The sequence below is a fragment of the Aeromonas sp. R7-1 genome (genome assembly GCF_040908115.1).
In the GTDB taxonomy this organism is placed as follows: domain Bacteria; phylum Pseudomonadota; class Gammaproteobacteria; order Enterobacterales; family Aeromonadaceae; genus Aeromonas; species Aeromonas caviae.
On the sequence record NZ_JBFODD010000016.1, the window covers coordinates 1 to 21119 of the forward strand.

Below are 21119 nucleotides of genomic sequence, written 5' to 3' on the forward strand. Positions count from 1 at the left end.
GGCAAGTGGACGTACAGCGCCGACAACGGCCAGGCGGCGATCCAGGGGCTGAAGGCGGGCGAGACGCTGACCGACACCCTCACGGTGACCAACGCGGACGGCAAGACCACCACCACGGTGACCATCACCATCAACGGCACCGACGATGCACCTACCCTGAGTATCGACAAGGGGGCCGTGGTCTCCGAAGAAGGGCTTGCGGGCGGCATTACCGATACGGCAGGCAGCAGCGATACCACCGACAGAGTGGCCGCCAGCGGCAAGATCACGGTCGGTGATGTTGACAGCCATGATACGCTTACCATCAGCCTGAACGGACCGGCCGGGCTGACGTCCGGTGGGGCCAAGGTCCAGTGGAGCTGGGATGCGGGCAGCAAAACGCTGGTCGGCTACACGGGGGCGATTGGCGGCGCCGATTACAAGGCGGTGGTTGAGGTCAAGCTGACGGCACCCAATGCCAGCGGCAAGGGAGAGTGGACCTATGACGTGACCCTCAAAGGCCCCCTCGACCACGGGGATACGACCTCGGAAGACAAGCTGTCGTTCCAACTGGACGTGGAGGTCTCCGATGGCAGCGGCGTTACCAAGGGCAAGCTGGATGTCAGCGTCGAGGACGACTCCCCCATTGCCGGCAACAGCGATGCCGTTTCCGTGGTGAAGACCGATATTCCGAACGTGCTGACCGGGCTCTTCGACCTGACCAAGTACAGTGGTAACCAGAGCACCCTGAACATGGCGGGCTTTACCATCAGCGCCCTGGGCTTCAAGTCGGCAACCGATTCCTCACTGGTAACGGCGGATGTCAACGGCTCCAGCTCGGGGCTGGGGGTGGCCAGCGGTGCTGCGCCTTACCACAACCTCGCCAACGAGATTGACTTCCGTCACTTTGCCGACGGTTCGTCCGCCTCCGAGCAGCTGATCGTCAGGCTGGATGCGGGCAAGGTTGCCTACGGCGCCAACATCAAGTTCAGCAAGATGTTTGGCGGCGAGCTGGAGAGCGGGGTCGTGGAGTTCTATCGCGGTGGTGTGCTGATCAGCACTCTGGTATTCAACTCCAACGCATCGGGTGGGGAGTTCAACCAGAACTTCCAGGTGCAGCAGGGTGGCTTCGATACCATGGTGATCAAGGCGACCAACAACGGCAACACCAATACCTCCGACAACAGCGACTTCACCGTACAGAGCATCGAGTTCCTCGGTGCCAACACGGCGCAGGCCATCGCCTATGGTTCCGGCACCGTGACCCCGCAGTGGGGGGCGGACGGCAAGGGCTCCATCGGGCTGGTGCTGGACCCGGCGACCTTCGAGAATGGTCTGCGGACGGCTTCCGGCTCAGCCATCGCCATCACCGCCAGCGGGGCCAATACCCTGCTCGGGAAGGATGCGGGCGGCAACCTCGTCTTCAAGCTGGAGTTCACGCCAGCCACCGGCAAGTGGGAGTTCTTCCAGTACCAGCGTATGTCCAAACCCCTGGGTGATGGTGACATCGACTTCCAGATCCGGGTGGTGGATGGTGACGGTGACGCCAGCATTGGCTCCTTTGCCACCAAGCCTCTGTTCACGCCGCTGGTTCAGGGTGTCTCCAGCGAGAGCGTGACTGAAGGGGGCAACCTGTTGCACAAGGTCACCTTGTCCGATGCGACCCAGGAAGCGACCGAATACGATTTCGCCATTCGCGGATCGGGCAACAACCCCGCCTCCAACCAGGACTGGGGCAATGCCCAGTTCAGCAACGGCGTGACCTACAACAGCACCACCGGCAAGATCACGGTACCGGCGGGCGTGACAGACTTCACGGTGACCATCCCGACGGTGAACGATCGTCTGGTCGAGACGAACGAGACCCTCTCGGTGACCATCGGTGGTCAGAGCGGGACCGGTACCATAGTGGACAATGATCGGGCGCCGACGGCGGCTGGCGGCCACAGCGCCGGTGCCGAAGATCAGCCCCAGGTCCTGACCTGGGCCCAGTTCGGTGCCAGCGACGATCAGGGGGCGACTGATCTCGGGGTGCAGATCAACACCCTGCCGCTGAACGGTACCCTCGAATACCTCAATGCGGCTGGGCAGTGGGTTGCGGTGCAAACCGGATCCCTCATCTCCTATGCCGAGGTGAACGCAGGCCATCTGCGTTTCGTGCCCGGTCTGAACGAATCGAGCACCCATGCCGCCAACGGCAACGGCGCCGTGGTCGGCAACATGAAGGGCGACTATGCCAGCATCGGCTATCAGATAAGCGACGGTGCCAACCTCAGCAACGGCAGCAAGCTGGTGATCGACGTGGCGGCGGTGGCCGACAAGCCGACCGTTAACCTGACTCTGGTGGGCAACGGTATTCCCCTTTACAACCTGAGCTTCCCGAGCGCGGGGATCACCACGGGCCAGTTCCAGTCCGGCAACTTCGACAAAGGGGCTCTCGGGATCACCAAGACCCTGACCGATAGCTCTTCTGGTCAGGATCTGGTCAATGGCACCAGCGGCAACGACTACATCGTGAGCCAGAAGGGAGGCGGCGACAGCCTGGTCGGCAACCAGGGGGATGACATTCTGGTGGGCAGCGATGCCATCCAGGGCGATTCCCTCTACGGCGGTGAAGGCAACGACATCCTGGTCTCCGGTCTTGGCAATGACGGCCTCTATGGCGGGACTGGCACGGATATCGCCGTGCTGCCCGGCAATCGTGCCGACTACTCCATCAAGAAGGGCGAGGGTTATTCGAACAACGACAAGTGGTTCGACTTCGTCGTGTTCGAGCGGGGCGTCGGGGTGACCAAGGCCCTGCACGACATGGAATATGTCCAGTTCGCAGACGGCATCTACCAGATCAACCAGACCACGGGTGAGCTGACCCTGGTTCCGCCGACCAAGGTGGATTACCCGGTCGAGCTGACGGCCTCCCTCACCGACAGGGATGGCAGCGAGGTGTTTGACAGCCTGGTGCTGAGCGGCATGCCCAAAGGGTCCGAACTCTACAAGGGCAGCCAGTTGCTGGGTACCGTCGGGGACGATGGCAAGCTGACCTTCACCGCGTCGAACAAGCTGTGGAGCAGCAATGCACTGGATCTGAACTTGAGCGGCCTGACTCTGCGGGTACCGGGTGACAAGGCGGGCCTGGTCAATCTCAAGGTCGATGTCATCGCCAAGGAGGTCGGGACCGATCTGACCAGTACCGCGACCGATGACGACAGCATCCGCCTGAGCTACTTCAACGCCACCGAAGGGGAGCCGGGGGACCAGAATCGGACCTATGGCAGCGAGCACAATATCGTGGTGGGGGATCTGGATGGCAGCGTGATGCTGCCGGGCCAGAACTACAACCTCGCCTTTATGGTCGACAGCTCCGGCAGTATCGGCAGTGACGCCATGGCGACCATCAGAACTCAGCTGTCCCAAGTGTTTGCTAGCCTCAAGAATTCTGCGGGGGCAGCCGGTGCGGGCAAGGTCAATATCTTCCTGGTGGACTTTGATACGTTGGCCAATAAATCGGTGAGCGTGAACCTCAAGGATTCGGATGCGTTGACCAAGTTGCAGGCGATCCTCGACAGCATGGATGGCAGCAAAGACAGTGGCGGCGGGACCAACTATGAAGATGTGTTCCAGACCACGGCCAACTGGTTCAACAGTTCGACCGCACAAGGTAATACGAATGCCAAGAACCTGACCTATTTCATTACCGATGGCAAGCCGACCTTCTATCTGGACAGTGAGGGAGGCAATCCGATCGTCAATGATAAGTTCTGGGATGATGATGTTCGTCTTAACACGGTGCTTAAGGGCAGCTATGTGGCGGGCAAAATCTATAACAATGATGGGAAGACCATCATTGATGCTCAGGGCAGGGTCTACTCCTACGACTGGCGGGGTACCCAGAGCACCATCGGAGCCATGCGACCAGATGGTAAAGGCGGTTACGTATACTGGTCTCTTGGCGGCAATGGGCAGGACTCCTCTGACACAACCATCACCAACTCGGTAGCCGGCTTCGGCCTGCTGACCGGCATGGGAGTGACCGTCGAGGCGATCGGACTGGGAGCGAATATCTCCTATAACGACCTCAAGTCTTATGACTCCGATGGCGTTATCAAGACAGGGGTCAATGCCTCCGATCTCGCCAATGCCATCCTGGGGACGCCGGTCAGCAACCTGCCCGGCGCTGACAGGCTGGATGGCGGTGCGGGCGACGACATCCTGTTTGGCGACGCGGTACGCTTCACCGGCATCAGCGGGGAAGGGTATGCGGCCATCAAGCAGTATGTGAGCGGCAAGCTGGGGGCAGGGTCGGTGACCGATGCCCAGGTGCACGCCTACATCACGGATCACGCCAGCGAGTTCGATCAGTCGTCGACCAATGACAAGGGTGACACCCTCCTCGGCGGTGATGGCAATGACATCCTGTTCGGTCAGGGGGGTGATGACTTCCTGTACGGCGGTGCCGGCAACGACACCCTGTTCGGTGGTAGCGGCAACGACACCCTCTATGGGGAGAGCGGCAACGATCGCCTCTATGGTGGCAGTGGCAACGACACCCTCTATGGCGGTACCGGCAACGACATCTTGAGCGGCGGGCTGGGCAACGACATCCTGATCGGGGGGGCCGGCAACGACATCCTCATGGGGGATGCAGGTGCCGATACCTTCACCTGGCTGAAGGGGGATACCGAGGCTGGCAAGGTGGCCAAGGACTACATCGTCGATTTCAGCAAGTCGGAAGGGGACAAGCTGGATCTGAGCGACTTGCTTGACAGTGATGGCAGCAAGAGCGAGAGCTCCTTGAAGAGCCTGCTCTCGGTGTTCCAGGACAGCGAAGGGGTGCACCTGCAGGTCAAGGAGAGCAGTGCGGCGCCGGTGACTCAGGAGATAGTGCTGATGAACCACACCTTCGACTCCCTGACGGGCGGTTCAGGGACGACTGCCAACCAGGTGATCGATTTCATGTTGCAAAACAACATGTTGGATATCAACAAGTAACAGCCAAGCGGGCTGGACAAAAGCGGCAGAGCAATCTGCCGCTTTTTTTATGGGGGATTTTCGGGCGGATGGGCGCAGACGAGGGGGAGGGCAATGCAAGGAGAAGGTAAAAAAAGGGCGCCCTTCAAGAGAAGGGCGCCCGGGGTAGACGGGATGATTGCCAGAGGATCAGGCGTTGACCCCTGCCAGGCGGGAGCCGCGCTGGAAGCAGTTGGCCAGCAGCAGCAAGGTGGTGACACCGACGGTGCCGAGCACCAGCCAGGGCAACCAGGGTTGCCCCTGGGCCATGGCGTAGTCGTGCAGGGCGCCGCCGCCCACGTAACCCGTCATGCCCCCGAGCGCCAGCCCCAGTCGGCTGAAGCCCATGTAGCTGCCCCGCGCCCCCGGTTGTGCCAGCTTGGTCATCAGGGTTTCCCGCGCCGGCTCGGCGATGACGATGCCGAGATAGAAGCAGGCGAGCAGCAGGAAGACGGCGGGCAAGGTGGTGGCAAAGGCCACCAGCCCGATCCCCGTGGTCATCAGCAGCACCCCCGCCATCAGACGGTTCTCCAGCTTGAAGTGGCGCTCGCCGAACCGGGCAAGGGGGTAGAGCAGGGCCAGGGAGATGGCCGTCTCCAGGGTGTACATCCAGCCCACCGCCGTGGTGCTGCCCGCCATCTGTTTGACGAGAATGGGGAAGATCAGCATGACCTGCACCCAGAGCGCGTAGTAGCCGCTTAAGATCAGCACCAGTCGGCAGAAAGCCTTGTCCGCCAGCACCTGGCCGAGGCCGTCCCGGATCGGCGTCGGACGTACCGAAAGCTTGTAGGGGGGCAGGATCAGCAGGTTGCACAGGGCGGCGCAGACGAACAGGCCGGCACCCAGCAGGCAGACGTATTCAAAATCGAAGTTGAGCAGCCAGCTGCCGAGCAGGGCTCCCACCACGGCGCCGGCGCTCTCCAGCATCATCAGCAGGGAGATGTAGCGACCCCGCTCCCGTGGCCGGGTGAACTTGATCACCAGGGCGGCGCGGGGGGGATCGAACAGGCAGCCACCCAGCCCCGAGATGATGCAGGAGAGGATCAGTTCCAATCCGCTCTGGGCATAGGCCAGGCTGGCAAACCCCAGCGCCCGCAGCAGCATGCCGCAGACGATGAGGGGGCGCGCCCCGAACTTGTCGGCGAGGGAGCCGCCAAAGACCCCCAGCCCCTGCTGGGTAAGCTGACGCAGCCCCAGTGCCAGTCCGACCACACCGGCGGCCCAGCCCAGTTGGTCGACGAAGCGCAGGCTGATCATGGGCATCACCACGAAGAAGCCCAGGATCACCAGCAGGGAATCCAATGCCAAGAACCACCGCCCCAACCGCCTCGCCCGATCCACCATGACCCTGATACCTCTGTTTGCTTCGCTGATATTGTTGTCTTTCTTGCCCGAACGGCGCCGTCACCAAACAGAGCCAAGGAGGATGACAACTCCCTGGCTCGGTGGCGTTCAGCCGATTCATGACGATTGATGCTGCTATTCTGGTGGGGCTCCAGATATAGTGGTAGCCGACAACTGGCTATATTTCATATTGGATTTGGTTATGGCTATGACCCTCGACGATTTGCAACTGCTGCTGGATGTGGCCAACCGTGGCAGCTTCAGCAAGGTGGCCGCCATTCGCGGCTGGTCACAACCCATGGTGAGCCAGCGCATTGCCGTGCTGGAGCAGGAGCTGGGTCAGTCCCTGTTCCGTCGCCATCGTCGGGGGGCCACCCCGACCCCGGCCTGCGAGCAGTTTCTGCCTGCCGCGACTGCGGCCCTGAGCGCACTGGAAGGGGGGCGGCTGGCGATGCAGGGGGCGCCTGCATTGCCGCGGATCCGGCTCTCCTGCCTCCCCTCCCTGACCACGGCGGTGTTCGGCCCCCTGCTGCTGGCCCTGGTGGACGAGACCTTCGAGATCCGCTGCAACACGGATCACTCTGGCATCATCATGCAGGAGTTGCTGACCGGCGAGACCGACGTGGGCTTCATTCTCAAGTGCCCTGCCATCGCGGGCATCCAGCTCGAACTGCTTTACCGTTCCCCGATCATCGCCGTGGCCTGCGCCACCCACCCGCTGGCCGGGCGGCAGGGGCTGACCCTGCAGGACATTGCCAACGAGCGGCTGGCGCCCCAGCAGTGGGGGACGGGCTGCGACGAGCTGATCCTGCAGTTGCGTCTGCTGCGCCAGGTGGCGAGCCCGCTGCACGCCATCCAGCCAGCGAGTGCGGCGCGGGAGCTGGCGCTGGAGCACGGCTTCATCACCCTGATGCCGGCGCTCGCCATCACCCGGGATCTGGAGTTCGGTCGCCTGGTGAAGCTGGACGTGGTGGATCTGCCACCGGATCACTGGGACGTGATGATGGCCTGGCGCAGCGGCAAGCGCCCCAATCCCGCCAAGGAGCGGGTGCTGGAGGCGGCCCGTACCCTTGCCCGGCGCTGGTCGGGCAAGCGGACATAAAAAAGCGCCGGACCAGGCCGGCGCTCTTCGCTTATTCCCCTTGATGCCCGCTCAGACTCAGTAGCTGGCCTTGAGGGTGACGCCGGAGAAGGCGCTAAACCCGCTCAGCTGCACGTGCCAGGTCCCCGCCTTGGGGGCGTTCAGGGTACAGGTTTCGGCATTGCCGCTCTTGTAGGGGCGGCAGTCATAGCTGCTGGCGGTCGGCGCGCTGCCGAACTTCACGTAGAGATCCGCATCCCCGCTGCCGCCGCTGCTGGTCACCACCAGCTGGCTTCTGCCGGCGGGCACCTCGACGGTGAAGTTCAGCTTGCCCCCCTTGGCGGCGGTGAGATTGCTCACCGGTACCCCATTTTGCAGCACGCTGCCCGGTTGGGGCGTGGTGCCGCCGCAGGTGGCATTGACCCCGACGGCGGTGAAGGCGGCTGCCACGTCGCTCACGCTGTAGCCGAGATCCGTGGCGGCCCTGGTTACCCCGCACGCCCCCTGATCGAAGGTGGTGTTGGGGCCCCAGTAGAGACGGTTGGCCAGCACGAACACCTCGAACGCCTTGCGGGTTTGCCAGCCGCTGGTGTTGGCCAGCAGGTAGAAGGCGCGGTTGTAGACCCCGGAACTGTGGTGCACGTCGATGCCGTCATAGTAATCGCTGGCGTGGCCGATGGACTTGCCGTCCCGGGCCGGGTCCTCGAAGTAGCGCAAGGAGCCGTTGCCCTTGAAGATCTGGGCCCCCACCAGCCAGTCGTTGCTGCCCTTCATGTAGTATTCGGCCGCTTCCCCCGCCATGTCGGAGAAGGCCTCGTTGATGCCGCCAGACTGACCGGAGTAGACCAGCCCTGAGTTCTGCTCGGTGAAGCCATGGCTCACCTCGTGGGCTGCCACATCCAGGCTTACCAGTGGATAGAAGGTGGTGGCCCCGTCGCCGAAGGTCATCTGGCTGCCGTCCCAGAAGGCGTTCTCGTAGTTGCGGCTGTAGTGCACCCGCATCTTGAGCTTGAAGCTGAGCGGCGCCGTGTTGTACCAGTTGCGGTACATGTCGAACACCACGTTGCCGAAGTAGTGGGCATCGTTGAGAGGGGAGTAAGCACCGTTGATCTCCTTGACCGTGTTCTCCGGGCAGGTGAACTGGTGGATGGTGCCCCCCGTGGTGCCGTGATTCATGTTGAGGGTGTCCACATTGGTCCCCGTCATGCGGCAGTTGTCATCCACCTGGAGGGGGCCAAAGTCGGCGCCGTAGAAATACTTGCCGGTCTTGACGTTGCCCCCCGGGCCGGTGGCGTCCTTGTGGTTGATCCCCTCCCAGCGTTTGAGCTCGCTGCCGGTCTGGGCGTCGATCATCACGAAGGGGCGGCTCGGTTCCTTGCTGGCGGCGAGCCAGGAGACCAGATAGACCAGTCTGGCCTGGCCGGTCTCATCCTGCATCACGAACAGCTTGACCTGTTCGTTGCTCCCCTTGGCACCACTGCGAGCCTGGCGTGCGGCGTCGCTGGCGGAGAGGGCAACGGCCGGGCCCGTCAGGTCGGCATCGATCTTGCGCAGCATGGTGCCGGACACCTGATTGACCTGGCCCCCCAGCGCCTGATCGGCCACCAGGACCTGGCCCCACACTGGAATCCCCTGCCAGGTCTGCTCATAGCGTATCCGCTGCTGGCCATTGGGCAGCGTCACCGCTCGCACCTTGCGAAACTCGCCATCCCCGGCGCCAAGGGCGCCAATCTTGGCGGCGCCGCTCACCGCACCGGTCAGGTCGGAGACCTGGTTCACTTCCACCTGTTCTGCCGCCATGGCGGCGCTTCCCCAGCAGGCCAGCATGACGGCCAAATAGACTTTGTTCATCTCGTCTTTCCTTAGTCGATGAAGATTACACGCCGGGTCCGTTGCCCGGCGCTCTTACACTAGTGGGAAGGGGGAAAATAACGGCCTGTCATTTGTCACAGGGCAGCGAAAACAGGTAGCACGATTCACTTTTACAGCGCCAATCATCCACAAATACTTGTAATAGCAGCATGTTGAACCGCTGTGAGGGGTGATTGATGACCTTGGTAGCAAGGTGCCCGCATGGGGATCGCCATATGGGGGTTGCCAGCGGGGAAGCCGGTTGAAAAGTCCTTGGCAAACAAGGGATTGATTGACTACATTGGCTCCCATGACGGCAGATGGCCGGAGCGGAACCGGGGAGGAGTGGCGATGTTTTCATGGCAACTGGATGACGAGCTGGCGCTCCTGTTCCTGCAACCCGACATGGCCAGCGAGCTGTTTCGCCTCTGCCAGCGCAATCGCGACTACCTCTCCCAGTGGCTGCCCTGGGTGCCCCACATTCAGCAGCCCGCCGACAGCGCCACCTTCATTCGCCACGCCATCGAGAAGTTTGCCCGAGGGGAGGGGCTGACCACGGCCATCGAGTATCAGGGGGAGGTGGTCGGCGTCATCGGTTACAACCAGATCGATCAGGATCTCGGCAAGGTGACCATCGGCTACTGGCTGGCGGAGCGCTGGCAGGGGCACGGCATCATCACCCGGGCCTGCCAGGCCCTGATCCATCACGCCTTCGAGGAGATGGGGATGGAGAAGGTAGAGATCAGCGCCGCCCTCGAGAACGAGGCGAGCCGGGCCGTGTGCGAGCGGCTGGGAATGACCCAGGAGGGGATCACCCGGCGGGCGGAGCGGCTGGCGGACAGGGTGGTGGATCATGTGCACTACGGCCTGCTGCGGGACGAGTGGCTGAGGCTGAGGGATCTCTGATGACCTTCCTGTCCGCTTCCAACCTCCTGAGGGCGAGATGACGACGCTGCCTCACATTGCCACCCCCCGTACCCGGCTGACCGTGCTGACCCCGGAGCGGGCCTGCCTGATGGTGGATTTCTATCTGCGCAATCGCGCCCACCTCTCCCCCTGGGAGCCCAGGCGGGAGGAGAGCTTCTACACCCTTGCCCACTGGCAGACCCGCTTGCGCGACGGTTACGGCCACTATTTCGAGGGCAGTGCCGTGCAACTGGTGGCGCTCGATCCCAGGGGGGAGCGGGTGCTCGCCACCTGCAATTTCACGAACATTGTGATGGGCATGTTCAAGGCGTGCCACCTGGGCTATGCGATTGACAAGGAGCACGAGGGGCAGGGCCTGATGCAGGAGGTGGTGGCCGCCGGCATCGATCACCTGTTCCGGGAGCGGGGCCTGCATCGCATCATGGCCAGCTACATGCCCGCGAACCTGCGAAGCGGCGCGCTCCTCGAACGGCTGGGGTTCGAGCAGGAGGGGTACGCTCGGGACTATCTGATGATCAACGGCCGCTGGGAGGACCACGTCCTCACCGCGCTCATCAACCCCGCTGGCTAGCAGAGCCGTTGTTGAAAGGAGGGCTGGCGGGTGACCGCCATCGCTTTTTCACTGCAAGATCGCACTATCTGTACGCCTCTCATACCCCTGGGGATAAAAGCGTGTAAAATTGCGCCCTGAATTTTCCCGGCCGGCAGACGCAGGCCGCGACTCCATACATGCAAGGCAGATATTGTGACAGAAGTAGATAGATTCGCGGACATTCGCCCCTATCGCGATGAAGAAGTGCCGGCTGCCATCGAGCGGCTGATCCAGGATGACGAGTTTATCGGCGCCATCGCCAAATACCGCTTCGGTTCCCTGATGAGCTGGCTGGGCTGGGCCATTCGCCCGCTGATCCGCCAGTTCCTGCGCCACAAGTGGGCCAAGGTCAGCACCATCCATCAGGTACAGATGGGGGTGACCCGCTACATGACCCGGATGATCGCCACCTCCACCCAGGGAGTGAGCTTCTCCGGGCTCGAACACCTCAAGAAGGAGCAGGGCTACCTGTTCGTCTCCAACCACAGGGACATCGCCATGGATCCGGCGTTCGTCAACTGGGGGCTGCACACCCATGGTTTCGATACCGTGCGCATCGCCATCGGCGACAACCTGCTGCGCAAGCCCTGCGCCACCGAGCTGATGAAGCTCAACAAGAGCTTCATCGTCAAGCGCTCCGCCAAGGGGCCGCGGGAGATGATGAAGGCCCTCGGCGAGCTGTCGGCCTACATCGGCCAGTCGGTGCATGAGGGGCACTCCATCTGGATCGCCCAGAAGGAGGGGCGCGCCAAGGACGGGGATGACAAGACGGATCCGGCCATCCTCAAGATGTTCTACGTGGACGGCAAGAAGCAGAAGATCGAGTTCGTCGACTACATGCGCAGCCTCAACATCGTGCCGGTGAGCATCAGCTACGAGCTGGATCCCACCGACAAGGCCAAGGCGCGCGAGCTCTACGAGAAGTCGGTCAACGGCAGCTACGAGAAGGGCGAGTTCGAGGACATCGAGAGTATCGTCGCGGGCATCGTCGGCCAGAAGGGGCGGGTACACGTCTCCTTCGGCGCCCCCATCACCGAGGGCTTCAGCGATCCGGACGAGCTGGCGGCGCTCATCGACAAGGCGATCTGGAGCAGCTATCGCCTCTTCCCGGGCAACTACCTCGCGGCGGATGTGCCCGGCAAGGCCAGCACCATAGAGCAGAGCGCCTTCCTGACTCGCCAGTCCGAGGTGCCACAAGAGCACAAGGCCATCTGGCGCGCCATGTACGCCAAGCCGGTGGAAAACGCCGGAAAGGTTTGAATGGCACCGCTTTTGAGCGGGTGATGGAAAAAAAACGGGAGCAGATGCTCCCGTTTTTGCGTCTGGTCAAAGTCGGGGGAGATTGGGTAGTGAATAATATTGTTTCAACTGGTACGATCATCGGGTGAATGGGCGAGTATCTCTTGGCAGGGGCGGACGAGTATGCAACAGTGACTCGGCGCCATCGGCTTGGAAGCGACAGCGCCCCCGTCTGCACGGATGGCAGACGAGACGATAAAAGGACCTTCAATGGTCCTTTTTCATTGGTGCACAAAGATAGACCACAGATATATCTAAGGATGCGAACCTCATGATCACCGGCAGTCTGGATACCTTGCAACGCACCCCCTTGCCCGCCCCCCTGAACCGTATCGTGGCCGAGGTGGTGCAAAGCGTCGAACGCTGGCTGCACGCCCCCCTCGGCAAGCAGGAGGTCGACGGCCTCACGCTGTTCTGCCTGGTGAGCGAGGATCTGACAGAGCCGGTGGCGGATCGCCGGGGCGAGTTTCATGAGCAGTATCTGGACATCCAGCTGCTGCTGCGCGGCGAGGAGTGGATCGGCGTGGGCCCTCACGCCTACAGCCGGGACGGTGCCGACCATCCTCACCCCGATCTCTGGTTCGTCGATGACGAGCAGACCAGTTATCTGGCGTTGCAGCCCGGCGACTTCGCCATCTTCTGGCCGGGAGAACTGCATCGCCCCCTCTGTACTCTGACGACCCCAGGTCCGGTCAAGAAGCTGGTCGTCAAGGTTCACCAGTCGCTGCTGACCGGCGCCTGAGTGGCAACCGGGGCCTGGAGTCCCGAGTGATTGGGCCAACAGAGGCCCGTTGCGAATCGCTGATTCGACGCGCGCGCCAGACGAACGGTCTGCGCCCAACGATTTGAAAAATTGGACGCACCCTCCTGCGACCATAAGCCCCCGGCAGGGGAATCCCATCCATCGCTGGATGACACGACACTGTCGGCGTAAAGCCGAAGCACAGGAAGATGTAGAACATGAGCAAGTTGGTATTGATCCTTAACTGCGGTAGCTCTTCCCTGAAATTTGCCGTAATGGACGCTGAAACGGGCGAGGACATGCTGTCCGGCCTGGCCGAATGCTTCAATCTGGATGACGCACGTATCAAATGGAAACTCCACGGGGTCAAGGGCGACGCCATGCTGGGCGCAGGTGCCGCGCACCAGGAAGCCCTCGACCACATCGTGGGCCACATCCTGCCCCAGGATCCCGCCCTGGCCGATCAGCTGGTCGCCATCGGCCATCGCATCGTGCACGGCGGCGAGCAGTTCTCCCGTTCCGTTCGCATCGATGACGGCGTGATTGCCGGCATCGAAGCCGCCATTCCGTTCGCCCCCCTGCACAACCCGGCGCACCTCATCGGCATCCGTGCGGCCCTCAAGGTGTTCCCGGCCCTGGCCGACAAGAACGTGGCCGTGTTCGACACCGCCTTCCACCAGACCCTGCCAGAGGAAGCCTACCTCTACGCGCTGCCCTACAAGCTCTATCGCGAGAATGGTATCCGTCGTTACGGCGCCCACGGTACCTCCCACCGCTTCATCGCCGAAGAGACCGCCAAGGCGCTGGGCAAACCGCTCCATGAGCTCAACATCATCAACTGCCACCTGGGCAACGGTGCCTCCGTCTGCGCCATCAAGAACGGCGAGTCCGTCGACACCTCCATGGGGCTGACCCCGCTGGAAGGGCTGGCGATGGGCACTCGCTCCGGTGACATCGACCCTGCCATCGTCTTCTTCATGCACGACAACCTGGGTTACAGCGTGGACAAGATCAACCAGGTGCTGACCCGCGAATCCGGCCTGCTGGGCATGACCGAGGAGAGCAGCGACTGCCGCTACGTCACCGGCAACTACGCCACCGACGCCGGTGCCAAGCGTGCGCTGGACGTCTTCACCTATCGCGTTGCCAAGTACGTCGGTGCCTATGCTGCCGCCATGGATGGTCGCCTGGACGCCCTGGTGTTCACCGGCGGCATCGGCGAGAACGCCGCCATGGTGCGCGAGATGGTGCTGGCCCGACTGGCCCTGCTCGGCTTCAAGATCGACAAGGAGGCCAACAACGCAGCCGTACTGGGCGGTGAAGGCCCCATCACCGTCGAAGGCAGCCGTCTGGCCCTGGTGATGCCCACCAACGAAGAGCTGGTGATCGCCCGTGATGCCCTGAGCCTGGTCGGCTAAGGCACCCTCTGGTGATGACAACGCCCGGCCCCTGCCGGGCGTTGTCGTTTCGGCAATAGTGAGCGGCCTGTCATTTGACATGAGGGACCAGATGCGTACCCTGACCGCTGTGTGATATTGCGGAGGTAACGATGAAAGAGATGTTTTTCAACTGGTTGTCAGGCCTGGGGGTCGATGTGACCCCCATGATGGCCCTGGTGATCGCCTTGGGGTTCATCGTGCTGACCGCCATGGTGCTGCACCTGGTGCTGCACCGCATCCTGCTGGTGCGCCTGGTGGGGCTGCTTGGCAAGACCAAGCAGATGTGGCTGCCGCCCCAGTTGCAGCAACGCCTCTTCTACCGGCTCGCCTTCGTGTTCCAGGGGGCCGTGCTGCTCGGTCAGGCGGAGATCTGGCTGCCCAAAGCGTCCGAGAGCCTGGCGCTTATCGAGTTGCTGGCCCAGCTCTGGATCCTGCTGTTCCTGCTGCTGGCCCTGTTCGCCCTGCTCGACTGCCTGCTCTCCCTGAGCCGTCATACCCGGCTTGGGCGGGATCTGCCCCTGCGCGGCATCTTCCAGGGGGTGAAACTGGTGGCCAGCATCCTGGTGGGCATCCTGATGATCGCCCTGCTGCTCGGCAAGTCGCCCCTCTTCCTGTTCAGCGGCCTGGGGGCCATGACCGCAGTCCTGATGCTGGTGTTCAAGGACCCCATCCTCGGCCTGGTGGCGGGTATCCAGCTCTCCGCCAACCGCATGCTGAGCGTCGGTGACTGGCTGCAGATGGACAAGTACGGGGCGGACGGCGAGGTGACCGACATCGGCCTCACCACGGTCAAGGTGTCGAACTGGGACAAGACCATCACCACCATCCCCACCTATGCCCTCATCTCCGACTCCTTCAAGAACTGGCAGGGGATGACCGAATCCGGCGGGCGCCGCATCAAGCGCAGCGTCAACATCGATATGACCAGCGTGCGCTTCCTCACCTCGCAGGAGCAGTTGCAGCTCAAGCAGGCCAGGTTGCTGGCGCCCTACCTCAGCCGCAAGGAGCAGGAGCTCAGCAGCTACAACCAGCAGCTCAGCGATGCCATCAGCTGCCCCATCAATGGTCGCCACCTCACCAACCTCGGCACCCTGCGCGCCTATCTGGACGCCTACCTGCGGGCTCATGCGGGCATTCGTAAGGACATGACCCTGATGGTGCGCCAGTTGGCACCGACCACGGACGGCCTGCCGCTGGAGATCTACTGCTTCACGGCGACCACCGCCTGGGCCGAGTATGAAGGGATACAGGCTGATATTTTCGACCACATATTTGCGATAATTGAGCAATTCCATCTGCGTTTGCATCAGTCGCCAACCGGTTATGATATGCACAGTTGGAAAAACGGCTGATCCCGCTTATGACAAGGTGCCGTGGCGCAGCGCGGCACCGTATTTAATCGCCGACCCGTCAGCACGTGGCGGTTGAAATTTGCATGGCAGAGGAGAAAAATGGCGGCCTTCTCTTCGCCCCGGGCGCGCCCGTCGCCTCCGCGCTGGCCAGAGTGCTGAACCACCCCCTTTATCACAGGAAAGTTATGAAGCTCCTCCACAACACGGCGGCCGCACTGTGCTGCTCCCTGATCCTGGCCGCCATGCCCGCCCTCGCCATCGAATATGCCCTGCCCGCAGCCAACAGCCGCCTGGTGGGGGAGAACCTGGACTACGTGGTGTCCCCGGAAGAGGCGGGCCAACCCCTGGAAGCGGCAGCGGCCAGATTCCAGCTCGGCTTGACCAACATGCTGGAAGCCAACCCCAAGGCGGACCCCCTGCTGCTGCAGGCGGGCGAGAAGCTGGTCGTGCCGCATCAGCTGATCCTGCCGGATGCCCCCCGTGAAGGCATCGTGCTGAACGTCGCCGAGATGCGCCTCTACTACTACCCCAAAGGCAAGAAGGTGGTGGAAGTGCTGCCGATTGGCATCGGCCAGCTCGGCACCGACACCCCGGAAGACTGGGTGACCAGCGTGCAGCGCAAGAAGGCGGGCCCGACCTGGACCCCGACCGCGAAGATGCACGCCGAGTACGCCGCCCGTGGCGAGACCCTGCCTGCGGTCTGGCCGGCCGGTCCGGACAACCCCATGGGGCTGTTCGCGCTCTACATCGGCAAGATGTACGCCATCCACGGCACCAACGCCCAGTTCGGCATCGGCCTGCGGGTGAGCCACGGCTGCGTGCGTCTGCGCAACGACGACATCGAGTACCTGTTCAAGCAGGTCCCGGTCGGTACCCGCGTCCAGTTCGTGAACCAGCCCATCAAGGCCTCTGTCGAGCCGGATGGCCGCCGCTACCTGGAAGTGCACCAGCCCCTCTCCCGCAACCAGGAGGAGTTCAACTCCAGCCTGCCGGCCCCGCTGCCCATGTCCACCGCCGTGACCCGCTTCATCGCCCACGCGGACAGCGACTCCCAGCTGGTCAAGCAAGCCCTGGAGCAGCGCAGCGGCATGCCCATCGCCATCAACCGCTGATCCCGCCCTTCGGTATCCCGAGCCCCGGCCACTGTCGGGGCTTTTTTATGGCGCGGGGGAGGGGATCATCAGGGTAAACCCTTGGCAGATCGGGATAAAATCCGGCCTTATTGCAATTGAGTGGTTGCTTGGTTAGGTGTTAAACGTTTTCCGTGTGTTTTTTATTTGTTAAAAGTGGTTGTGGTCCGGCGATCTGCTGATTACTCTAGGCCGGTTTTTTAAGGAAGAGTTCGTCGCAAGAACGAACACAGACGTCACATAACGGAGTTTTGAATGACAGCTAGCACCCCCATGCTCATCACCTTTCTGGTGTACATCCTCGGGATGGTGTTGATCGGCTTCATCGCCTATCGCGCCACCCAGAACTTTGACGACTACATTCTCGGCGGCCGCCGCATGGGGAGCTGGGTGACCGCCCTCTCCGCCGGCGCCTCCGACATGAGTGGCTGGCTCCTGATGGGCCTGCCCGGCGCCGTCTTCATCGGCGGCATCTCCGAGAGCTGGATCGCCATCGGCCTCGTCATCGGCGCCTACTTCAACTGGCGCTGGGTGGCCGGCCGGCTGCGGGTTCACACCGAGAAGAACCGCAACGCCCTGACCCTGCCGGACTACTTCACCTACCGCTTCGAGGACAAGAGCCGGGTGCTGCGCATCCTCTCCGCCCTGGTGATCCTGCTGTTCTTCACCATCTACTGCGCCTCCGGCGTGGTGGCCGGTGCCCGCCTGTTCGGGAGCACCTTCGGCATGAGCTATGACACCGCCCTCTGGGTCGGCGCCGCAGCCACCATCACCTACACCTTCTTCGGCGGCTTCCTCGCGGTGAGCTGGACCGATACCGTGCAGGCCACCCTGATGATCTTCGCCCTCATCCTCACCCCGGTGTTCGTCATCATCGCCGTGGGCGGCATCGACACCGCCATGGTGCAGGTGGCGGCGCAGAACGCCAGCAACCTCGACATGTTCAAGAACCTGGACTTCATCGCCATCATCTCCCTGATGGCCTGGGGCCTGGGCTACTTCGGCCAGCCCCACATCCTGGCGCGCTTCATGGCGGCGGACTCCCACCACTCCATGGCCAGCGCCCGTCGCATCAGCATGACCTGGATGGTGCTGTGCCTGGGTGGCGCCGTGGCCATCGGTTTCTTCGGCCTCTCCTACTTCTCCACCTTCACCGAGCAGGCGGGCGGCGTGACCACCAACCCGGAGCGCGTCTTCATCGAGCTCTCCAAGATCCTGTTCAACCCCTGGATTGCCGGCGTGCTGCTCTCCGCCATCCTAGCGGCGGTGATGAGTACCCTCAGTTGCCAGCTGCTGGTCTGCTCCAGCGCCATCACCGAGGATCTCTACAAGCCCTTCCTGCGCAAGAACGCCTCCCAGAAAGAGCTGGTGTGGGTGGGTCGCGCCATGGTGCTGCTCATCTCCCTCATCGCCATCGCCGTGGCGGTGAACCCGGAGAACCGGGTGCTGGGGCTGGTAAGTTACGCCTGGGCCGGCTTCGGTGCCGCCTTCGGTCCCGTGGTGCTGCTCTCCGTGCTCTGGTCGCGCATGACCCGCAACGGCGCCCTGGCGGGCATGCTGACCGGTGCCCTGACCGTCATCATCTGGAAGCAGTTCGGCTGGCTGGGTCTGTACGAAATCATCCCGGGCTTCCTGTTTGCTACCCTGGCTATCGTGCTGTTCAGCCTGTTGGACAAGGCCCCCTCCAAGGCCATGCAGGATCGCTTCGCAGAAGCCGAGCAGGAGTTCCAGAGCCCCATGGCAGACGCCATCGCGGCAAAATAACCCCCGCCTCGACGACAAAAGCCCCGCAATTGCGGGGCTTTTTAATGGGCAAAACATGCCCATGGCAGGGATTAGGCGGGGCGCCTGCCCAGCCGCTGCACATCCTGGCGGGCGGCGGCCCCGGCCTGGCTGATCCAGCGCTGGCGGGCCCCCTCATCCGAGGTGTGGACGGGCCCCAGATGCTGGCGGTGGGTCAGCCGGATGCCGCACAGCCCCAGCACCGGCTTGTCCAGGGTACGCTCCAGGGGGGCTCCCTGCCACCAGCGGTAATACCAGGGGGGGCTGTCCATGGTGAGCAGCAGGCGCGCCGTCTTGCCGGCGAGCAACTGCTCCGGGTGCGCCTTCCCCGGCTGGTAGCGAAAGGCGAAACCCGGCAGCAGGGTGCGATCCAGCAGCCCCTTGAGCCGGGCTGGCAGGTGGCCCCACCAGACGGGGGCGACGATCACCAGATGGTGGGCTTGCGTCAGGCTCTGCTGCACCGCTTGCAGATCGGGCTCGAGGGGTTGCGCCTCGTCATAGCCATGGTGAAGATCCGGCGCGAAGCGAGCTCCCCCACGTGATGCAGGGTGACGCGCGCGCCCCTTTGCTCGGCGCTGCGGGCATACTCTCGGGCGAGGGCGTGGCAGAGGCTGTCGGGTTTGGGGTTGCCGTTGAGAACGAGCAGGTTGGGGGTCATGGTATGGCTCCTTGAAGTGAGCCCCCATTACACCCCTTGTCCCATGGGACAGAGTCAAGCCACCTTTTGCCCCCGATCCGCGGCGGCGGGATGATCCCGCCCGTCGGGGGATTGCCGCGCCGGGGCGCCATAGCGGCAGGGGTGCTGCGCTAGCAGCGTGGCGCACTGGCTCAAGCCCTGATGCTGGCGTTGCAGCCGGGCGACCTCCGCCTCGATCTGCGCCAGCTTGTCCGCGATAAGCTGCTCCACCCTTTGCCAGGGGAAGTGGTCGAGGCTGGTGACGCCCGCGAGCAGGGGAACCAGCTCCCCGAGCTTGCAGCCAAGCCGCTGGGCCTCGCGGATAAAGCCGACCCACTCCAGATCCTCGGCCTGGTAGACGCGATACTTGCCGCGCCGCCTGGGCTCGGGCAGCAGCCCGAGCTGCTCGTAGAGGCGGACCGCCTTTGGGGTGGTGCCCGCCAGCCGGGCAAATTCGCCGATATACATGGTGCTGCTCGCAAAGGAGGTATGAAGGTGCCCACTATAGGCCAGTGGCAGGGGGGAATGCATCCACACCGGGGAGGGGTGAGTTGGATTGGTAGGAATTGACGGGGGACGGCTGACAGAGGACACCCACCCTGTCAGGCAAGTCTGCTATCGAGATGGTGGGTATCCCAATTTTTGAGGTGTCTCTATGTGGCAGGACTGTTTTCAATCATAAATTCCTCAGCACCAGATTAAGTATTGGTTATGATTTAATTTCGATGTTTGTTAATTAGTTCAATTATGCTATGAGGTGATGCATCATCAGTTATTATGCCTGTAGATACAGGCCTAAAAATAGCTTGTAAAACAAGGTTACGTTCTTCTTCTGATGATGCACCTCCTTCGCTTATGAGTGCTAAATAGGCTTGTGTCATAACAACTCTTTCTTGAGAGTTCATCTGCATATGATTATGACTTAGATACATGCGAACTAAAATACGTATTAACCAAATGGCTAAAGATGTTGTAAATGCAGCAACCCCTACTTTACCCCATACAACCTGTTCTTTAGCTAAAATCTCCCATGCCACGTATGCAATAGGTAGAAAAATAATAAGAGACAGCACGATACTTGCTATGCCAAACTTTTTTGCTGATTTTTTATGGTGTTCTACATTATCCGTCCAATATTGGACAGGTGCTTTCAGTTTCATTTGATTTTTATAGGCATCAATAAAGTCTTCAAATTTCTGTTTTGATATGTTTTTCTCGTTATCGAGCTGCTGATGAAGATCTTTAATTGATTCATCGTAGCTTTTAGTTGTATGCCCTATTTTGCTTTCCAGCTCTAATTTTAATGTTCCGTTTAGGTTATTTTTTATCTCTTCAATATCTATAACGGCTTTTTTTGTCTTTCGCTTTCTGTAATTAAAGAACGACATGCTGATTTTAATTCTATTACGGCTTGCTGACTTGAATGTAACTCCTCGGTTAACTCGGATTTTGTTTTATTAAATTCCGCTATGAATTTCTTACTATCCGCTCTTGTTGAGTTGAGTAGTTCATTGAATTTTGTTTTTTCAGATAGAACTTCTGTTTTTAAGCCCTTTTTATATAGTAAAGCTTGGATTAAACCTTCAGTTTTTTTATCGATTCCATTTGAGAATGCTATTAAGCATTCAATGGCAACTTCTTTGTCTTGTAGGGTTCTTACAAATCTGCCTTTTGCTGATGTAGATAAAACGAAGTCATTTTTAATGAAAATTTCTTTAAATGTATTAATGTTATCTTCATTTATTTTATCCACTCGAGAAAAATCTGTAGTGACAGTGCTAATTTCATGATAGTGAACGAAAAATGCATCAAAGGATTTTAGTTTTTTTGTGGCTTCAGAGAAATCTAGTAGCCATTTCCAATTATTATATTCCCTTATAATGGATTGTATATCTACGGTGTTATCCATTGAATCGCC

General features: G+C 61.1%; 17 protein-coding genes. 10 read left to right on the forward strand and 7 right to left on the reverse strand.

The features are described from left to right. The coding region (locus tag AB5Y51_RS01845; protein WP_368177964.1) for a VCBS domain-containing protein at positions 1-4968 on the forward strand (4968 nt) is incomplete at its 5' end. 168 nt (positions 4969-5136) lie between these two features. Here the strand turns inward: AB5Y51_RS01845 and mdtH are convergent. Continuing rightward, positions 5137-6330: a multidrug efflux MFS transporter MdtH gene (gene mdtH, locus AB5Y51_RS01850; RefSeq protein WP_029314794.1), complete on the reverse strand. Its 1194-nt coding sequence runs from the start codon at positions 6328-6330 to the stop codon at positions 5137-5139. 202 nt (positions 6331-6532) lie between these two features. Between mdtH and AB5Y51_RS01855 the strand changes: the two genes are divergently transcribed. After that, positions 6533-7432 carry a LysR family transcriptional regulator gene (locus AB5Y51_RS01855; protein WP_029314793.1) on the forward strand — a complete coding sequence of 300 codons (900 nt, stop codon included), beginning with the start codon at positions 6533-6535 and terminating at the stop codon, positions 7430-7432. Positions 7433-7489: 57 nt separating this feature from the next. On the opposite strand, the gene AB5Y51_RS01860 is transcribed toward AB5Y51_RS01855, so the two are convergent. After that, on the reverse strand, positions 7490-9262 hold the full coding sequence (locus AB5Y51_RS01860) for a M4 family metallopeptidase (RefSeq protein ID WP_053288774.1): 1773 nt from the start codon (positions 9260-9262) through the stop codon (positions 7490-7492). A 351-nt stretch (positions 9263-9613) separates the two neighbouring features. On the opposite strand from AB5Y51_RS01860, the gene AB5Y51_RS01865 reads away from it, so the two are divergent. The 8 genes from AB5Y51_RS01865 to putP all read left to right on the forward strand — a co-directional run bounded on the left by AB5Y51_RS01865 (position 9614) and on the right by putP (position 18507). Further along, entirely contained in the window at positions 9614-10168 is a 555-nt protein-coding gene (locus AB5Y51_RS01865; RefSeq protein ID WP_010675529.1) for a GNAT family N-acetyltransferase, read from the forward strand. 37 nt (positions 10169-10205) lie between these two features. Further along, positions 10206-10760, forward strand: coding sequence for a GNAT family N-acetyltransferase (locus AB5Y51_RS01870; RefSeq protein WP_041212415.1), 555 nt, complete (start codon positions 10206-10208; stop codon positions 10758-10760). A 174-nt stretch (positions 10761-10934) separates the two neighbouring features. After that, positions 10935-12041, forward strand: coding sequence for a 1-acyl-sn-glycerol-3-phosphate acyltransferase (locus tag AB5Y51_RS01875; RefSeq protein ID WP_010675527.1), 1107 nt, complete (start codon positions 10935-10937; stop codon positions 12039-12041). 310 nt (positions 12042-12351) lie between these two features. Next, complete coding sequence (locus tag AB5Y51_RS01880; RefSeq protein ID WP_010675526.1) at positions 12352-12822, forward strand: YhcH/YjgK/YiaL family protein; 471 nt, start codon at positions 12352-12354, stop codon at positions 12820-12822. A gap of 218 nt (positions 12823-13040) precedes the next feature. Further along, positions 13041-14240 carry an acetate kinase gene (locus AB5Y51_RS01885; protein ID WP_010675525.1) on the forward strand — a complete coding sequence of 400 codons (1200 nt, stop codon included), beginning with the start codon at positions 13041-13043 and terminating at the stop codon, positions 14238-14240. A 131-nt stretch (positions 14241-14371) separates the two neighbouring features. Continuing rightward, complete coding sequence (locus tag AB5Y51_RS01890) at positions 14372-15613, forward strand: mechanosensitive ion channel family protein (RefSeq protein WP_010675524.1); 1242 nt, start codon at positions 14372-14374, stop codon at positions 15611-15613. 185 nt (positions 15614-15798) lie between these two features. Continuing rightward, positions 15799-16725 carry a L,D-transpeptidase family protein gene (locus AB5Y51_RS01895; protein ID WP_010675523.1) on the forward strand — a complete coding sequence of 309 codons (927 nt, stop codon included), beginning with the start codon at positions 15799-15801 and terminating at the stop codon, positions 16723-16725. A 273-nt stretch (positions 16726-16998) separates the two neighbouring features. Then, a complete protein-coding gene (putP, locus tag AB5Y51_RS01900; protein WP_368177965.1) occupies positions 16999-18507 on the forward strand; it encodes a sodium/proline symporter PutP in 1509 nt (502 codons plus the stop codon). Between the two features lie 71 nt (positions 18508-18578). Here putP and AB5Y51_RS01905 read toward each other — a convergent pair whose 3' ends face one another. The 5 genes from AB5Y51_RS01905 to AB5Y51_RS01925 all read right to left on the reverse strand — a co-directional run bounded on the left by AB5Y51_RS01905 (position 18579) and on the right by AB5Y51_RS01925 (position 21110). Then, the gene (locus AB5Y51_RS01905) at positions 18579-18986 is read right to left on the reverse strand and encodes an NAD(P)H-dependent oxidoreductase (RefSeq protein ID WP_368177966.1); all 408 of its coding nucleotides are present in this window, start codon (positions 18984-18986) and stop codon (positions 18579-18581) included. Next, complete coding sequence (locus tag AB5Y51_RS01910) at positions 18971-19183, reverse strand: NAD(P)H-dependent oxidoreductase (protein WP_368177967.1); 213 nt, start codon at positions 19181-19183, stop codon at positions 18971-18973. The genes AB5Y51_RS01905 and AB5Y51_RS01910 overlap by 16 nt, the downstream gene beginning before the upstream one ends. A gap of 54 nt (positions 19184-19237) precedes the next feature. Further along, complete coding sequence (locus AB5Y51_RS01915; protein ID WP_368177968.1) at positions 19238-19669, reverse strand: MerR family transcriptional regulator; 432 nt, start codon at positions 19667-19669, stop codon at positions 19238-19240. Between the two features lie 248 nt (positions 19670-19917). Beyond that, positions 19918-20589 (reverse strand): DUF6161 domain-containing protein, encoded by a 672-nt coding sequence (locus AB5Y51_RS01920; protein ID WP_368177969.1) that lies wholly within the window; start codon positions 20587-20589, stop codon positions 19918-19920. After that, entirely contained in the window at positions 20541-21110 is a 570-nt protein-coding gene (locus tag AB5Y51_RS01925; protein WP_368177970.1) for a hypothetical protein, read from the reverse strand. Before AB5Y51_RS01925 ends, AB5Y51_RS01920 begins: the two co-directional genes overlap by 49 nt. Between the last annotated feature and the right edge of the window lie 9 nt (positions 21111-21119).

What these genes read in the sequence shown, in the direction of transcription:
- AB5Y51_RS01890 (WP_010675524.1), top strand. Translation starts at nt 14,372, where the DNA reads ATGAAAGAGATGTTTTTCAACTGGTTGTCAGGCCTGGGGGTCGATGTG.
- AB5Y51_RS01880 (WP_010675526.1), top strand. Translation starts at nt 12,352, where the DNA reads ATGATCACCGGCAGTCTGGATACCTTGCAACGCACCCCCTTGCCCGCC.
- AB5Y51_RS01860 (WP_053288774.1), bottom strand. Translation starts at nt 9,262, where the DNA reads ATGAACAAAGTCTATTTGGCCGTCATGCTGGCCTGCTGGGGAAGCGCC.
- AB5Y51_RS01925 (WP_368177970.1), bottom strand. Translation starts at nt 21,110, where the DNA reads ATGGATAACACCGTAGATATACAATCCATTATAAGGGAATATAATAAT.
- mdtH (WP_029314794.1), bottom strand. Translation starts at nt 6,330, where the DNA reads ATGGTGGATCGGGCGAGGCGGTTGGGGCGGTGGTTCTTGGCATTGGAT.
- AB5Y51_RS01910 (WP_368177967.1), bottom strand. Translation starts at nt 19,183, where the DNA reads ATGACCCCCAACCTGCTCGTTCTCAACGGCAACCCCAAACCCGACAGC.
- AB5Y51_RS01865 (WP_010675529.1), top strand. Translation starts at nt 9,614, where the DNA reads ATGTTTTCATGGCAACTGGATGACGAGCTGGCGCTCCTGTTCCTGCAA.
- putP (WP_368177965.1), top strand. Translation starts at nt 16,999, where the DNA reads ATGACAGCTAGCACCCCCATGCTCATCACCTTTCTGGTGTACATCCTC.
- AB5Y51_RS01915 (WP_368177968.1), bottom strand. Translation starts at nt 19,669, where the DNA reads ATGTATATCGGCGAATTTGCCCGGCTGGCGGGCACCACCCCAAAGGCG.
- AB5Y51_RS01855 (WP_029314793.1), top strand. Translation starts at nt 6,533, where the DNA reads ATGGCTATGACCCTCGACGATTTGCAACTGCTGCTGGATGTGGCCAAC.
- AB5Y51_RS01920 (WP_368177969.1), bottom strand. Translation starts at nt 20,589, where the DNA reads ATGTCGTTCTTTAATTACAGAAAGCGAAAGACAAAAAAAGCCGTTATA.
- AB5Y51_RS01895 (WP_010675523.1), top strand. Translation starts at nt 15,799, where the DNA reads ATGAAGCTCCTCCACAACACGGCGGCCGCACTGTGCTGCTCCCTGATC.
- AB5Y51_RS01870 (WP_041212415.1), top strand. Translation starts at nt 10,206, where the DNA reads ATGACGACGCTGCCTCACATTGCCACCCCCCGTACCCGGCTGACCGTG.
- AB5Y51_RS01885 (WP_010675525.1), top strand. Translation starts at nt 13,041, where the DNA reads ATGAGCAAGTTGGTATTGATCCTTAACTGCGGTAGCTCTTCCCTGAAA.